At 41.0% G+C, this 14,471-nt stretch carries 13 protein-coding genes; 10 read left to right on the top strand and 3 right to left on the bottom strand.

Features of this window, described 5'->3' with window-relative positions; genetic code table 11:
* Positions 1-6 precede the first annotated feature (6 nt).
* From R2S10_RS16495 to R2S10_RS16480, 4 genes are all read left to right on the top strand, one after another.
* Positions 7-1,434 (top strand): RagB/SusD family nutrient uptake outer membrane protein, encoded by a 1,428-nt coding sequence (locus R2S10_RS16495; protein ID WP_316841523.1) that lies wholly within the window; start codon positions 7-9, stop codon positions 1,432-1,434.
* 45 nt (positions 1,435-1,479) lie between these two features.
* Positions 1,480-3,780 (top strand): glycoside hydrolase family 3 N-terminal domain-containing protein, encoded by a 2,301-nt coding sequence (locus tag R2S10_RS16490; RefSeq protein WP_316841522.1) that lies wholly within the window; start codon positions 1,480-1,482, stop codon positions 3,778-3,780.
* 18 nt (positions 3,781-3,798) lie between these two features.
* Positions 3,799-5,226 (top strand): glycoside hydrolase family 30 protein, encoded by a 1,428-nt coding sequence (locus R2S10_RS16485; protein ID WP_316841521.1) that lies wholly within the window; start codon positions 3,799-3,801, stop codon positions 5,224-5,226.
* A 147-nt stretch (positions 5,227-5,373) separates the two neighbouring features.
* Positions 5,374-5,862 (top strand): hypothetical protein, encoded by a 489-nt coding sequence (locus R2S10_RS16480; RefSeq protein WP_316841520.1) that lies wholly within the window; start codon positions 5,374-5,376, stop codon positions 5,860-5,862.
* A gap of 91 nt (positions 5,863-5,953) precedes the next feature.
* On the opposite strand, the gene R2S10_RS16475 is transcribed toward R2S10_RS16480, so the two are convergent.
* Entirely contained in the window at positions 5,954-6,640 is a 687-nt protein-coding gene (locus R2S10_RS16475; RefSeq protein WP_316841519.1) for an RluA family pseudouridine synthase, read from the bottom strand.
* 56 nt (positions 6,641-6,696) lie between these two features.
* On the bottom strand, positions 6,697-7,512 hold the full coding sequence (gene panB / locus R2S10_RS16470; RefSeq protein WP_316841518.1) for a 3-methyl-2-oxobutanoate hydroxymethyltransferase: 816 nt from the start codon (positions 7,510-7,512) through the stop codon (positions 6,697-6,699).
* 285 nt (positions 7,513-7,797) lie between these two features.
* Here panB and carA point away from each other — a divergent pair, with 285 nt between their 5' ends.
* From carA to R2S10_RS16440, 6 genes are all read left to right on the top strand, one after another.
* The gene (gene carA, locus R2S10_RS16465) at positions 7,798-8,910 is read left to right on the top strand and encodes a glutamine-hydrolyzing carbamoyl-phosphate synthase small subunit (RefSeq protein ID WP_316841517.1); all 1,113 of its coding nucleotides are present in this window, start codon (positions 7,798-7,800) and stop codon (positions 8,908-8,910) included.
* Between the two features lie 98 nt (positions 8,911-9,008).
* Entirely contained in the window at positions 9,009-9,779 is a 771-nt protein-coding gene (locus R2S10_RS16460) for an ABC transporter ATP-binding protein (protein ID WP_316841516.1), read from the top strand.
* A gap of 9 nt (positions 9,780-9,788) precedes the next feature.
* Positions 9,789-10,880 carry an ABC transporter permease gene (locus tag R2S10_RS16455; RefSeq protein ID WP_316841515.1) on the top strand — a complete coding sequence of 364 codons (1,092 nt, stop codon included), beginning with the start codon at positions 9,789-9,791 and terminating at the stop codon, positions 10,878-10,880.
* Between the two features lie 235 nt (positions 10,881-11,115).
* Positions 11,116-11,799 carry an aquaporin Z gene (gene aqpZ, locus R2S10_RS16450; RefSeq protein WP_316841514.1) on the top strand — a complete coding sequence of 228 codons (684 nt, stop codon included), beginning with the start codon at positions 11,116-11,118 and terminating at the stop codon, positions 11,797-11,799.
* 162 nt (positions 11,800-11,961) lie between these two features.
* Positions 11,962-13,257 (top strand): phosphopyruvate hydratase, encoded by a 1,296-nt coding sequence (gene eno / locus R2S10_RS16445; RefSeq protein ID WP_316841513.1) that lies wholly within the window; start codon positions 11,962-11,964, stop codon positions 13,255-13,257.
* A gap of 300 nt (positions 13,258-13,557) precedes the next feature.
* Entirely contained in the window at positions 13,558-13,857 is a 300-nt protein-coding gene (locus tag R2S10_RS16440) for an FtsB family cell division protein (protein ID WP_316841512.1), read from the top strand.
* On the opposite strand, the gene R2S10_RS16435 is transcribed toward R2S10_RS16440, so the two are convergent.
* The gene (locus tag R2S10_RS16435; RefSeq protein WP_316841511.1) at positions 13,854-14,465 is read right to left on the bottom strand and encodes a trimeric intracellular cation channel family protein; all 612 of its coding nucleotides are present in this window, start codon (positions 14,463-14,465) and stop codon (positions 13,854-13,856) included. The genes R2S10_RS16440 and R2S10_RS16435 overlap by 4 nt on opposite strands.
* Between the last annotated feature and the right edge of the window lie 6 nt (positions 14,466-14,471).

Genomic DNA, 14,471 nt, shown 5'->3' with positions numbered 1-14,471 from the left:
ATAGACATGAGAATTAAATTATATTCAATTTTAGCAGTTGCAGCCCTGACTATCGGGGTACAAACCAGCTGTAAAAAAGATTTTTTAGATAAGAACCCATTCAACCAAAAAACCCCAGAAGAGGCTTTTGTAGACCTTAAAGGCGCTGAAAAGCTACTTGGAGGTGCTTATGGAGGAATGTACAACAATACCCATATCTGGGATTTCATGCTCAATGGAGATGTGATTGCAGATAACGCTTATGCTGGTGGTGATAATCCTGCGATGTTCCAAATGGATGAGTTTCGCGTCAACTCTACCAATGAAGTATTGGAAAGAGATTGGTCAGAACTGTATTCACAGATTAAAAATGCGAATGAGGTATTAGAAAATGTACCACTTATTCAAGATCCTGAATTAGATAAAGGCGATAGAAGATCTCAAATTCTTGGAGAAGCAGCCGGAATCAGGGCTTATCTATACTTTTACCTGGTACGTCTATGGGGTCCAGTACCAATTGTACTAAAAACCCCAGCCAATCAGGCCGAAATGCAGGTTCCAAGATCTAGCGTAGCGGTGGTTTATGAACAGATCATTAAAGACCTGGAATATGCACTTGCCAACACCAGAACGACAGCTCCTAACAAAGGGATCTTCACTAAAGGTGTAGCTAATGCCTTACTGGCTAAAGTATATGCGACTAAAGCCAATCCAGACTGGACAAAAGTAAACCAGTATGCAGATGCGGTTATTGGCGGCGGATACTCTTTATTTGGCAGCTTTGATGGCTTATTTACTGGTACTAACAAGAACAATTCAGAATCTATCTGGGAAATGCAGTTTGATGGTGGCAATGGCGCCAACAAACGCGGAAACTGGATGCCAAGTGTGATTGTTGGTGGAGGATGGAAAAAATTCTGTACCCCAACGAACGACCTTGCTGCAGCATTTGATGCAGAAGGTGATCTGATCCGTAAAAATTCAAGCATCAAATTCCTGAATACTACTTCGGAAGGCTGGAGCGATACTTTTTGGCCAAAAGCACAATATCCTTACATCAATAAATACAGAAATGATGACCAGACGAATATCTATTTCCTTCGTTTGGCAGATATCATTTTGTTAAAAGCTGAAGCACTGAATGAGTTAACTCCAGGTGGCTGGGCACAGGCAAAACCATTGGTAGATCAAATCAGAAACCGTGTAAACCTTGGCGCTACTCCGGTAGCAGATCAGGCAGCAATGCGTTTGGCAATTGAAAAAGAACGTCGTCTGGAGCTTGCTTTTGAGGGACAGCGCTGGTATGACCTGGTGCGCAGCAATCGTGCCATCCAGGTTATGAATGCACAGAAAGACGGAAATGGCGCGTCGCTAAACTACAGCCTTACTGCCGACAAAATTTTATTGCCAATGTCGCAGAAAGAGCAAGATAGAAATACGGCCATCAACAAATAATTTTTACCGGGAGCAATATCAATTGCTCCCTTTTTAAATACACAAATGACACTAAAAACAACCCTATCCTTATTGTTGCTTTCCAGCACTTTTGGTACGGCCATCGCTCAAAATAACAACCAGGCAAAAGCAGAAGCCTTGTTGAAAAAGATGACGATTGAAGAGAAAGTCGGACAAATGGCCCAGATTACACTAGATGTAATTGGAAAAGGAAAAGGACGCTATGAGAGCGATGAACCTTTTGGTTTAGACGAGAAAGAATTACAAAGAGTTTTAGTAAAATACCATGTTGGTTCTGTATTAAATACTTCAAACAACAGAGCAAGAACACCACAGGTATGGTATAACATTATCAGCAAGATTCAAAATGTGGCGATGAAGCAAACGCCAAATAAAATCCCTGTGATTTATGGCGTTGATGAAATCCATGGTGCTACTTATACCGTTGGAGCTACGATGTTCCCACAACAAATCGGTCAGGCAGCAACGTTTAACCGTTCATTGGTAAAAACAGGTGCTTCGATTACCGCTTATGAGACCCGTGCAAGTTCTATTCCTTGGAACTTCGCTCCGCTATTAGATATCGGTTCAGATCCCCGCTTCCCTCGTCAGTGGGAAAGTTTTGGTGAAGATCCATACCTGATCAAAGAATTGGGAGTAGCTGCAGTAAAAGGTTACGAAGGGGAAGATGGCAAAGTGTCACATCCCGAAAAAGTAGCTTCTTCTATTAAGCACTTCCTGGGTTACCAGGTATCCGTTTCAGGAAAAGACAGAACGCCAGCTTTCATTTCAGACCAGGCCTTAAGAGAATATCATTTGCCTCCTTTTAAAGCGGCGATTGATGCAGGTGCAAAAACCATTATGATCAATTCTGGAATCATCAACGGTGTTCCTGTACATGCCAATTACCATATCTTAACCGAGTTATTGAAGGAAGAATTAAACTTCAAAGGCTTAGTGGTGACAGATTGGGGTGACATTGAAAATCTTTATAAAAGAGATCGCATTGCGAAAGATGATAAAGAAGCCATTATGTTGGCGATCAATGCTGGTATCGACATGTCGATGATTGCTTATAACTATGAGACATTTTGCGACAACCTACTTGCATTAGTAAAAGAAGGAAAAGTAAAAGAATCACGTATTGACGATGCAGTAAGAAGAATCTTATGGGTGAAATATGAATTGAACCTTTTTGAGAAACCGACTACAAACCCTAAAGACTACCCGAAATTTGGCAGCAAGGAGTTTGAACAGGCTGCTTATCAAACCGCAGCCGAGTCGATTACCCTATTGAAAAACACAGACCATATCCTTCCATTAGCTAAGGGCACTAAGATCCTGGTTGCTGGCCCGAATGCCAATTCTATGAGAACCTTAAACGGAGCATGGACGTACTCTTGGCAGGGAGAAAAAGTAGAGGAATTTGCAGGTAAATACAATACCATTCTGGAAGCTTTACAAAATAAAGCAGGAAAAGAGAATGTAACCTATTTCCCTGGTGTCAGCTATAAAATGGATGGCAAGTACTATGATGAGTATAGCGATAAAATGGACGAAACCATTGCTGCGGCAAAAGATGCAGATGTAATCGTGCTTTGCCTTGGAGAAAACTCGTATACAGAATCTCCGGGTAACATGAACGACCTATACCTATCGGATTTACAAACTGAGCTGGCGCAGAAATTAGCGGCAACCGGTAAAAAAGTAATCCTGGTATTGAATGAAGGTCGCCCACGTGTGATCAGCAAATTTGAAAAGAAAATGACTGCAGTGGTTCAAACCTACCTTCCAGGTAATTTCGGTGGTAATGCCCTTGCGGATGTTTTATTTGGTACGGTAAACCCTTCTGGAAAACTACCATACACCTATCCACAGTTTCCTAATGCTTTGTTTACGTATTACCATAAACCATCAGAAAATAAAGGCACTACAGAAGGTGTGTACAATTATGATGCAGATTACAACCCTCAATATGTATTCGGAGCTGGCTTAAGTTACACCACCTTCAAATATGATCAGTTAAAATTGAGCAGTACTACCTTGAAAAAAGGAGAAACATTAACAGTTACTGTAAACGTAAGCAATACTGGTAAAGTAGCTGGTAAAGAAAGTGTGTTGTTATTTACCTCAGATTTATATGCTACTTTAATCACACCAGATGTGAAACGCTTAAGAGGATTTGAGAAAATCGACCTGAAAGCTGGAGAAACAAAAACGGTTACTTTTAAAATTCAGCCGGAAGACCTAGCCTTCATCAATACGGAAAGTAAAGCGATCACGGAAGAAGGAGAGTTTACCCTTCAGATTGCGGATCAGAAAATCAACTTTAACTACATCCCTTAAATTAGCATCCCAAATTCTATGAGATTATTAAACATAAGCGTTATTGCAGCCCTGGCACTAGGTTCATGTGCCAGTAAAAAAGATGTCCCTGCAACTACAGGTGTGGAATCATGGATCACCACCGGCGACCGTTCTTCCCTGTTACAAAAGCAAAATACACCTTTACATTTCTCTACCGCAATGAACAACAATATCAATATTGTGGTTGATGAACAGCAGACTTTCCAAACGATGGATGGTTTCGGTTATACCTTAACTGGTGGTAGTGCAACCCTAATGAACGGATTGCCGGCAGCAGAGAAGAAAGCGATGTTAAAAGAAATTTTCTCAACAGCAGGAAATGGCATCGGCATCAGTTACCTGCGTTTAAGCGTTGGTGCGTCTGATTTAAGTGCAGAAACTTTCACTTATAATGAAATGCCTGCCGGACAAACAGATCCTGAGCTGAAAAACTTCTCTATTGCTAAAGAGATGACAGACCTCGTTCCTATGTTAAAGCAAATTATTGCCATCAATCCAAAGATCAAGATCATGGGTTCCCCATGGACGGCCCCTACCTGGATGAAAGACAATCAAGCTTATCGTGGTGGTAGTTTAAAGCCCGAATATTATCAGGCCTACGCCAGGTATTTTGTCAAATATATTGAGGCGATGAAAGCAGAAGGTATCGTCATTGATGCGGTAACGATTCAAAATGAGCCATTACATCCAGGAAACAACCCAAGTATGTACATGACGCCACAAGATCAGGCGAACTTCATTAAGACTGCTTTAGGTCCTGTATTTAAAGCTGCGGGTATCAAAACCAAAATCATCATTTACGACCACAATGCAGATCGTCCGGATTATCCAATCAGCATTCTAAATGACCCGGAAGCCAATCCATACATTGACGGTTCTGCCTTCCATTTGTATGGCGGACAAATCTCTGCCTTATCAAAGGTACATGAAGCTTTCCCGAATAAAAACCTGTATTTCACAGAGCAATGGGTGGGTGGTCCTGGTAATTTTGCCGAAGATTTAAAATGGCATGTATCGACCTTAATGACTGGTGCTCCAAGAAACTGGAGTAAAACCGTGTTGGAATGGAATCTGGCAGCAGATCCACAGTACCGTCCATTTACACCAGATGGTGGCTGTACAAGCTGCCTGGGTGCAATCACCATTGATGGTAAAACCTGGACTAAGAACATCGCTTACTATTCTATCGGACATACCTCGAAATTTGTAAGCACGGGTTCTGTACGCATTGCTTCTAACCAAAATGATAAAATCCAGAATGTGGCTTATAAAACACCAGAAGGAAAACTAGTATTGGTGACGATGAACAACAGTCCGGAAACACAGACGTTCAACATTAAGTACAATGGCCAGGTTGTGAGTACTACACTTGCCGCCGGTGCTGCAGGAACTTATATCTGGAACAGCAAGCCAAGGGCTAAATAAGCATGTAGACCAATTAGTGCATAAAAAACTTTAGGGGGCTGTATCATTTAATTATGGTCAGCCCCTTTCTGTTGCCCCCTACTTTCCTGGCACCTATTTTTTTGGCAGGCCAATTGCAGTCTTCTACTTGAATCAATCCATAAAACAATGAACAAACATCTTTTACTATTTGCAGGATTAGCTGTCATGATGGCCTCCTGTACCAGTAATCAGAAAGAAAGTAAAATGGCGGATTCTTCCGCGATGATTGCAGTGGACACCACTTTTACCGCAACAAACGAGGCGCCTGAACATGCCATCAACTGCTATCAATACGTCAAAAATAAAGATACTGCGACAATGCAATTGCGCATCAATGGAGAAGAAATCACTGGATTTTTGGACTATCACATTTATGAAAAAGACGCCAATAAAGGAACCCTTGCCGGGGAAATGAAAGGCGACACCCTCATTGCTGAATATACATTCGACTCCGAAGGACTGAGGTCTGTCAGGGAGATTGTGTTCCTTAAAAAAGAGGGTAAACTTTACGAAGGCTACGGCCCAATTAAAGAAGAGAAAGGAAAAGTTCGGTTTGAAAACCTTGGGACTTTAAAATTCGACAATATTGTGTTTAGTCCTAAGCCTTGTCAATAGCTTTTTAAATCGCATAAAAAAACCAATAAGCTAAGTTCTCCTTAGATCAGGAGGCTTAGCTTATTGGTTTCAAAATTCGTTGAATTTCAGCTTACATATTTTCAAACTTCTCCCAGAAGCCGTCCACCGGAAGCTTTGCGAAAATGTTTACTGGTTCTTTTTTCACCGGATGGATAAACTGAAGACGACGGGCATGGAGACAAATGCTCCCTTTTCTGCTTCCTCTAGGGTAACCATATTTGTTATCCCCTACTATCGGACAGCCTAAAGTAGAAAGTTGTACCCTAATCTGGTGTGATCTTCCCGTAAGCGGATCTACCTCGATCAGGTAATAACCATTCAGTTCTCCAATCAGGCGATAACTCAATTCTGCACGCTGACTGCCCGGTACTTCTACATTGTGCGGGGTCACCACGTTCTTTTGTGGATTTTTCACCAACCAATGCACTAAGGTACCAGAAGCCTTAGCAGGTTTATTTCTCACCACTGCCCAATACGTTTTCTTTACCTCTCTATTTTTGAAAACCGCATTCATCCGTTCCAGCGCTTTACTCGTTTTTGCGAATAAGATAACGCCACTTACCGGACGATCCAGGCGATGTACCACGCCCAAAAATGCCGTATTAGGCTTGTTATAGGTTTTGGCCAGGTATTTCTTTACCTTTTCATCCAGAGGTTCATCCCCTGTTTCATCTACCTGTACAATATCACCTGCACGCTTACAAATCGCGATCAGGTGGTTGTCTTCATAAAGTATATCTTTTGCTGTTATTGGCATCTGTAGGTGTGGAGCTTTGGAAGCTCTGCTTATAAAACTTAAATACTGCGCTAAATTTAATATTGCTCTTTTTCGTTCGGGAAATCGCTCGACTTCACATCCTTAATATAAGATTGTGCGGCATTTAAAATACCATCGTAAAGATTTACATACTGACGCAAGAAACGAGGTTTGAAACCTTTTGTTAAACCAATCATGTCATTTACCACCAATACCTGTCCGTCGCAATCCGTACCTGCACCAATTCCTATTGTAGGAATAAGTAGAGACTCAGATACTTCTTTACCCAATTTCGCTGGGATTTTTTCTAATACCACCGCAAAACATCCTGCTTCTTGTAAAGCCAATGCATCTGTTTTCAATTTCAGTGCTTCCGCTTCATCCTTGGCTCTTACCGTGTAAGTACCGAACTTATATATAGACTGAGGGGTTAAGCCCAAATGTCCCATTACAGGAATTCCTGCAGTAATGATTCTCTGTACTGATTCCACGATCTCTGTTCCACCTTCCATCTTCACCGCATGAGCGCCGGATTCTTTCATAATTCTTATGGCAGAGATCAGGGCTTCTTTAGAATTACCCTGGTAAGATCCAAAAGGAAGATCCACGACTACTAAAGCACGTGAAGCACCTCTAACTACCGATTGCGCGTGATAGATCATTTGATCTAAAGTAATTGGCAAGGTAGTTTCATGACCCGCCATTACGTTGGAAGCTGAATCTCCAACCAATAAAACATCTAAACCAGCATCATCAAGGATGGTTGCCATAGAGTAGTCGTAAGCAGTTAACATCGCGATCTTTTCTCCATTTTGCTTCATTGCTTGCAAAATATGGGTCGTGATCCGTTTTACTTCTTTATTTACAGACATCTTTTTTTATATTTTAGTTTGGGCAAAATTACTTTTTACATCCGAAATAAAGCGAGTTTTATTGTTTTTCTGACAGAATCCGGGCAGCTATCACAAGCCTAAAACCCCCTTCCCTCAAATTCTCAAAAAAAACCTTGATTTAAAACCTCAAAAATGTATCTTTGTATCCCGAAATGAAGGGGTTACTTAACAGCACATTTGTTAACTACAGAAGTGATATCAAAATCACGCATAATCCATCGTTTTTCTCTTTTTTCACCATAATTTCTCATTTTTATACACACAATGACTAACTACACCAAGTTACCTGCAATCTTGTTATTGGCTGATGGCACCGTTTACTACGGAAAAGCTGCGGGAAAAATCGGCACAACGACCGGAGAAATCTGTTTCAATACAGGAATGACTGGATATCAGGAAATTTTCACTGACCCTTCTTACTTCGGACAGATCATGGTTACCACCAATGCACATATTGGGAATTATGGAATCCACAGAGAAGAAATTGAGTCTGACAGCATCAAAATCGCTGGTCTCGTTTGTAAAAACTACAGCGTAGGCTATAGCCGTAAAGAAGCATCAGAGTCGATTCAGGACTATTTTCAAGATGAAAACATTGTAGGAATTTCGGATATCGATACCCGTGCATTAGTACGTCACATCAGAAATAAAGGTGCAATGAATGGTATCATCTCTTCAGAGATCACTGATCTTGAAGAATTGAAAGCCAAATTAGCAGCAGTTCCATCTATGGACGGTCTGGAATTGTCTTCTCAGGTATCTACTAAAGAAGCTTATTTCTACGGAAACCCAGATGCAACTTATAAAATTGCAGCATTAGACCTTGGAATTAAAAAGAACATCCTTCGCAACTTCGACGAAAGAGACATGTATGTTCAGGTATTCCCTGCTAAAACCAGCTTCGAAGAAATGAACAAATGGAACGCAGACGGCTATTTTATTTCTAACGGCCCTGGTGATCCATCTGCAATGCCTTATGCAATTGAAACTGTAAAACAAATTCTTGCTGCCGACAAACCATTGTTCGGTATCTGCTTAGGTCACCAATTATTAGCAGAAGCTAATGGTATCGGTACTATGAAAATGTTTAACGGACACAGAGGTTTAAACCACCCGGTTAAAAATATCATCAAAAACCACTGCGAAGTAACTTCTCAGAATCATGGTTTCGGTGTGATTGCCGAAGAAGTAAGAAACTCTGATAAAGTTGAGATTACCCACCTTAACCTGAACGACCAAAGTATCGAAGGTATTCGTGTGAAAGGTAAAAAAGCATTCTCAGTTCAATACCACCCGGAGTCTTCTCCAGGTCCACATGACTCACGTTACTTATTTGATGATTTCATCGATATGATCAAAAACGATTTGGCCTGGTAATTAAGACCATTTCTCAATAAAACATCATTTTACCGTTATATTCGAAGGTTTAGCAGGATTAGGTTTTCTATTCTTCTAAACCTTCTTACATTTATAGTATGGACAACACCAATGCCATCATTAGTGTAAAGAACCTAGTAAAAAAATACGAGGACTTTACCGCAGTACAAGGCATCAGCTTTGATGTGTATGAAAACGAAATCTTTGGACTTTTAGGTCCTAATGGAGCCGGAAAAACCACTACTTTAGAAATCATAGAAACCCTTCGCGAGAAAACTTCAGGAGAGATTCTGGTAGATGGTTATGATGTAGATAAAGATGCCAACAAGATCAAAAGAATCATTGGTGTGCAACTGCAAGCCGCAGGATATTACCCGAATTTAAACCTGGTAGAGTTGATGGAGCTGTTCTCCGGACTTTATGGCGTAGATATCAACCCGATGGAAATGCTGGAAAAAGTAAATTTGCAGGACAAAGCAAAAGCAAAGTATAAAGCGCTTTCTGGCGGACAAAAGCAACGTTTTTCCATTGCTACTACCCTGATCAACGCACCAAAAATCATCTTTCTGGATGAGCCAACTACTGGTTTGGATCCGCAGGCCAGACGTAACCTTTGGGACTTGATCATTGAGATCAGAAAGAACGGAACTACCGTAGTGATCACTACACACTATATGGATGAGGCGGAGCAACTTTGCGACCGTGTTGCCTTTGTAGAACGTGGAGAAATCATCGCATTGGATACGCCAGACAACCTGATTGATCAATTGATCAATACCGGCTTTGAAAGAAAAAAAGAAGTTAAAAAAGCCAACCTGGAAGATGTTTTCATCCAACTAACCGGCAAAGAATGGCGCGAGGACAATTAATAGAAACAAATGAGCAAACCTTACAATCATACTAAAGCTACCATGGCACTTGCGAAAGCAAGTTTTCGTTCGATCATGCGTAGCCCATCGGCCGTAGTGTTTACACTGGCCTTCCCATTAGTCTTTATCCTGGTATTTGGATTTTTAGGCAAAGGCGGCTTAAAAGTAGAGCTGGCAATAGCACCCGGCTCTGACCTTCACAATCCAATCATTGTAGCACTGGAAGAAAATCCGGTAGTACACCTGGTTAGAGACATAGACGCTGCAGAAATAAAAACAGGCCTGGAGAAAGGAAATATTGATGGACTCATCAATGTTCAAAAGAATACAACAGAAAAACCTGCTTACAAAGCCAATGTCGAATATACTTCCGCTTCAGTGGATAAAGGCAATGTATTGAAATCGGTGATCCATAACCTGATGTACAATTTAAATTCTAAAGATGTGATGCCTACCGTGGCAGAACTGAATGAAAGTACTGTTCAAGGCAGGATTTACCGAACCATCGACTTTATCTTACCCGGACAGCTTGGTTTCTCTTTGTTGAGTACTGGAGTATTCGGTACTGCATTTGTCTTTTTCAATTTACGTCAGACTTTAGTGATCAAACGTTTCTTCGCTACACCGGTGAGGAAATCGAGCATTGTTTTCGGCGAAGGAATTGCCAGAATCGGCTTTGCTTTATTAGGTGCCGTATTTATTATCCTGATTGGTCATTTCTTTTTCCATTTCACCCTGGTACACGGCGCAATTACCGTGATTAATATGCTATTGCTCGCTATTATCGGCCTGATTGTATTTATGGGTTTTGGATTCGTCGTTTCTGGTATTGCTAAAAGCGAGAGTACCATCCCTCCTATTTCCAACATCATCACCTTGCCACAATTCTTATTGTCAGGCACCTTTTTCTCTATTGATGCCTTTCCTTCCTGGTTACAACCCATCAGCAGAGCATTACCGCTTACTTATCTAAATGATGCGATGAGAAAAGTTGCTTTTGAAGGTGCCGGATTGTGGGATGTAAAACACCAGATCCTGATTATGATCGTCTGGGGTATCGGTATTTATGCCGTAGCAGTCAAAGTATTTAAATGGGAATAACTGATTTTCAGATCTCATTTAAAGCGTTCTTCCGAAAAGGAGAACGCTTTTTTTATGTCTACATCCCTCGGATAGAATCGCAATCCTCGCCCTTCCTTCTTAAAAAAGCACCCCAGACAGCCTCAAAAAACCATATTATAGCCAGCTGACTATCAATAAAATAGCAGTAAAACCATACATTAGGAATATTAAAAATAACTTGGTAAATTCCATTATAAATCTAAACCTCTTAAAAATGAAAAAACTTGCTGCAGAATTTATTGGAACCTTTTGGCTGGTTCTTGGCGGTTGCGGAAGCGCCGTACTGGCCTGCAATTATCCAGGTGCCGGAATCGGCTTTCTTGGCGTTGCCCTGGCCTTTGGCCTAACGGTAGTCACGATGGCCTATGCCGTAGGACACATCTCTGGCGCCCATTTCAACCCGGCGGTATCTGTTGGATTATGGATGGGTGGCCGTTTTGATGGCAAAGATCTAATCCCTTACATCATTTCTCAAGTGCTGGGTGGGATTTTAGCTGCTGGTGTTCTCTATGTGATTGCCACTGGAAATGGGACTGAGATTGGCAGTTTTGCCTCCAATGGCTACGGCGATCATTCCCCCGGGAAGTACAGCATGACCGCAGCCCTAGTGTGTGAAGTGGTCATGACCTTTATCTTTTTACTTGTTATTCTAGGTGCTACAGACGACAGGGCACCAAAAGGCTTTGCCGGTTTGGCTATTGGATTGAGCTTAACACTCATCCACCTGATCAGCATTCCAGTAACCAATACTTCTGTAAATCCAGCGAGAAGCACCAGTCAGGCGTTATTTGTAGGCGGAGAGGCCATGGGTCAGTTATGGCTCTTCTGGGTAGCCCCTATTGCTGGCGCGATACTCGCCGGATTGGTCTACAAAGCTGTTTTCGCATCGAAACCATAGCCACAATACTTTTTAAGTCGCTATAAACTAATTATATACCATTTAAAAAGCCGTAATTAAATTAATTACGGCTTTTTTGTGTTTAATTTTTAACTTTGGATATCGCCATAGTAATTGTATGATTTACACTAAGGCTGACTAACAAAATAAAATCCAATAAAAATGAGTTTAATAATTGATGTTCATGCCCGCCAAATCCTTGATTCAAGAGGAAACCCTACTATTGAAGTAGATGTAATGACCGAAAATGGCGTTCTTGGTCGTGCTGCTGTACCTTCTGGTGCTTCAACAGGTATGCATGAAGCTGTAGAGCTTCGTGACAACGACAAGTCTGTGTATTTGGGTAAAGGTGTTTTGAAGGCCGTTGCCAATGTAAATGATAAAATCGCTGATGAATTAAGAGGTGTTGATGTATTTGAACAAAATGCAATTGACAACTTAATGATCAAACTTGACGGAACAGACAACAAAGCAAACTTAGGCGCAAATGCGATTTTAGGTGTTTCTTTAGCCGTTGCTAAAGCAGCAGCTCAAGAGAGCCGTCAGCCGCTATACCGTTATATCGGTGGTGTAAATGCGAACATTTTACCTATCCCGATGATGAACATCGTGAATGGTGGTTCTCACTCTGATGCTCCGATTGCTTTCCAGGAATTTATGATCATGCCAGTAGGCGCATCATCTTTCTCTGAAGCATTGAGATGGGGAACAGAAGTTTTCCATAACTTAAAAGCAATCTTACATGACCGTGGTCTTTCTACTGCTGTAGGTGATGAAGGTGGTTTTGCACCAACATTTGATAGCACTGAAGATGCTGTTGAAACGATCATTCAGGCAATTGAAAAAGCTGGTTACAAAGCAGGAGAGCAAATCTTCTTAGCATTTGACTGTGCAGCGTCTGAGTTCTTCGTAAATGGTAAATATGACTATACTAAATTTGAAGGTGAAAAAGGTGCAATCCGTACAAGTGCTGAGCAAGCAGAATACCTTGCACAGTTGACGGAAAAATACCCAATTCTTTCTATTGAAGATGGTATGGATGAGAATGACTGGGATGGATGGAAAATGTTAACAGACAGAGTTGGCGACCGCGTTCAGTTGGTTGGTGATGATTTGTTCGTAACTAATGTAACTCGTTTACAAGATGGTATCGACAAGAAAACTGCAAACTCTATCTTAGTAAAAGTTAACCAAATCGGTACTTTGACAGAAACAATCAATGCAGTTAGCCTGGCACAAACCAATGGTTATACTTCTGTAATGTCTCATAGAAGTGGAGAAACTGAAGATACTACGATTGCAGATTTAGCAGTAGCTTTAAACTGTGGTCAGATCAAAACAGGTTCTGCTTCACGTTCAGACAGGATTGCAAAATACAACCAATTGTTACGTATTGAGGAAGAATTAGGTTCTGCAGCACGTTTCATTGGTAAAGATTTCAAATATTTGAAAAAATAATTGATTGGAGCAAGGCGCTTTAATTAAAGTGTTTTAAGCATAATCAAAGCGCATGACAAAATAAAATCCTTTTCGTCCTCAAATCTTTTGAAGGAAAGATTTATAGGTGCTCAAATGACATTTATTTCGTTTGCTTGTGAAAAAAAGAAAACATCCGGAGCGTTAAACCTTCGGATGTTTTTTGGTTTTGAGTTTTAGGGATTGAGGTGTTACCTTGATTTTCAAGTGCAAATATTTTCATATGAACATATGTTCATATTTTCATAGGTTTGTACTTTCATATGTTTATATATTTGTATCATGGAACGTTTGCTGGAACTTATACGTAATAAATATTTTCTGTCTGTGGCAGCTTTCATCGTGTGGATGTTGTTTTTCGACAGGAATGACATGGTATCTCAATACGAGTTCCGTTCTGAGGTACACAAGCTTCAGGAAGAAAAGGATTTTTACGAAAAGGAAACTGCTAAAGTAAAGAAAGACCTGAGCGAGCTGAGTACCAATCTGAATATGGCGGAGAAATTTGCACGCGAGAAATACTTCATGAAAAAAGACAATGAGGATGTTTTTGTGATTGTACAGGAAGCCCCTAAAAACTAATAGCCGAATTTAGGCAGGGTGAGTCTGTATTTAACCACTACCACTCTCAATACAAAGATAAAGGCAATCACTGCAATATTTGCCATATCATCTTCTAGCTTATAATGTTTCAGTGTGAAATAGAGGCAGCCACCAAGAATACAGGCTGTGGCATAGATTTCCTTCCTAAAGATCAATGGGATCGTATTTAAGAGCGTATCTCTGATGATCCCACCAAAGCAACCAGTAATAGTTCCTAATGCAATACAGATCCCCGGACTGAGTCCAAAGTTAATCCCTTTCTGAATTCCAAGCATCGTAAACAATCCCAATCCAAGGGAGTCAAACAGGAAGAGTGTAATTTTAAACTTCTTGATGTGTGTTTTAAAGAAAATGGTGGCTATAGAGGTCACCAGAATTAGCAAACAATAGTTCACATCCCTCATCCAGGCTACCGGAGTATCCCCAAGCAACATATCCCTTACGGTACCACCACCAATGGAGGTCACAAATGCGATGATCAGCACACCAAAAGGATCAAGCCTCCTCTGCATGGCTGCAAAAGATCCCGAGATTGCAAAGGCAACCGTACCCAATACCTCAATGGTTTCCATTGTACCAATCTGCATATGCTG

Origin of the sequence: Pedobacter gandavensis, assembly GCF_032678745.1 — a bacterium.
Taxonomy (GTDB): Bacteria; Bacteroidota; Bacteroidia; order Sphingobacteriales; family Sphingobacteriaceae; genus Pedobacter; species Pedobacter gandavensis_C.
The sequence above is the reverse complement of the archived record's forward strand: the minus strand, read 5'-3'. Positions and strand labels throughout refer to the sequence as shown.

Excerpts from the sequence above, each read along its gene's own strand:
- R2S10_RS16495 (WP_316841523.1), top strand. The coding sequence starts at position 7 with ATGAGAATTAAATTATATTCAATTTTAGCAGTTGCAGCCCTGACTATC.
- R2S10_RS16490 (WP_316841522.1), top strand. The coding sequence starts at position 1,480 with ATGACACTAAAAACAACCCTATCCTTATTGTTGCTTTCCAGCACTTTT.
- R2S10_RS16485 (WP_316841521.1), top strand. The coding sequence starts at position 3,799 with ATGAGATTATTAAACATAAGCGTTATTGCAGCCCTGGCACTAGGTTCA.
- R2S10_RS16480 (WP_316841520.1), top strand. The coding sequence starts at position 5,374 with ATGAACAAACATCTTTTACTATTTGCAGGATTAGCTGTCATGATGGCC.
- R2S10_RS16475 (WP_316841519.1), bottom strand. The coding sequence starts at position 6,640 with ATGCCAATAACAGCAAAAGATATACTTTATGAAGACAACCACCTGATC.
- panB (WP_316841518.1), bottom strand. The coding sequence starts at position 7,512 with ATGTCTGTAAATAAAGAAGTAAAACGGATCACGACCCATATTTTGCAA.
- carA (WP_316841517.1), top strand. The coding sequence starts at position 7,798 with ATGACTAACTACACCAAGTTACCTGCAATCTTGTTATTGGCTGATGGC.
- R2S10_RS16460 (WP_316841516.1), top strand. The coding sequence starts at position 9,009 with ATGGACAACACCAATGCCATCATTAGTGTAAAGAACCTAGTAAAAAAA.
- R2S10_RS16455 (WP_316841515.1), top strand. The coding sequence starts at position 9,789 with ATGAGCAAACCTTACAATCATACTAAAGCTACCATGGCACTTGCGAAA.
- aqpZ (WP_316841514.1), top strand. The coding sequence starts at position 11,116 with ATGAAAAAACTTGCTGCAGAATTTATTGGAACCTTTTGGCTGGTTCTT.
- eno (WP_316841513.1), top strand. The coding sequence starts at position 11,962 with ATGAGTTTAATAATTGATGTTCATGCCCGCCAAATCCTTGATTCAAGA.
- R2S10_RS16440 (WP_316841512.1), top strand. The coding sequence starts at position 13,558 with ATGGAACGTTTGCTGGAACTTATACGTAATAAATATTTTCTGTCTGTG.
- R2S10_RS16435 (WP_316841511.1), bottom strand. The coding sequence starts at position 14,465 with ATGCAGATTGGTACAATGGAAACCATTGAGGTATTGGGTACGGTTGCC.